The organism is Aestuarium sp. (assembly GCF_023253315.1).
In the GTDB taxonomy this organism is placed as follows: Bacteria; Pseudomonadota; Alphaproteobacteria; order Rhodobacterales; family Rhodobacteraceae; genus Marivivens; species Marivivens donghaensis.
Window position 1 is genome coordinate 1 of record NZ_JALRGW010000146.1, and the last position, 708, is coordinate 708.

The following is a 708-nucleotide window of genomic DNA, read 5'->3' on the forward strand; positions in this document are numbered from 1 at the left end:
CAACCCCATGGGCGACAGCATGGGGCCAACATTAAGCACCGCCTCTTATACAGCAGTTCACCCCACAGCGCTGGCTTCTGTGCCATCTGGGATTGTATTAGTTCGAGTTCGAGTTCAAGCACCGCCGCTGTTAAGCATTTTTACCGAAGGAAACTTTAAGAATTTTGCCGAAGCCAAAAATATATACCAATTGCTTAATCCATTTCTATCGGTGTTTTGCACGGCAACGCCAGGGGAAATCTCTAATAAGCAGCAAATGAGCATACCGCGAAGCATTTTGGATGATCAAGCATCCAAATTAAGACTGGACTACTTGAGCAGTAGCAGAGCACTCACCCGGGCATTCAAATGCCGACATCTTGATATCTTTGCCGATGAAAAATTAAGCATTACAGGTGGATCGGAATTTGGGGGGTACCACCGCCGACCACCAAAGCAGAACGAGATAGAGGCCGCATGACCCCGGGACTTGAAATGCCGGTCCAGTAGGTCCATATTGATCTTGGTTTCCGTGCATCTGGTTCCCAGCGGACTTTGAAGGGCTTTTCGAGCCGGGAACTTCCGATAAAACCCCGTGCTGCCCCAGTGCCGATTTGGGGCCAAAAACACAAAAGCTGCTCGTGTGTACAGGAATCGACGAATCACGATAAACTGTTGCTGAACGATGTCTTAGGACCTATATGGGGCACCTTTCATTAGTTGGGCGTG

1 protein-coding gene is annotated in these 708 nt (G+C 49.0%); it reads left to right on the plus strand.

Translation table 11 applies throughout. The features are described from left to right. Positions 1-460: hypothetical protein (locus AC1QQ2_RS14705; RefSeq protein WP_479713706.1), on the plus strand; the 460-nt coding region annotated here is incomplete at its 5' end. Positions 461-708 lie beyond the last annotated feature (248 nt).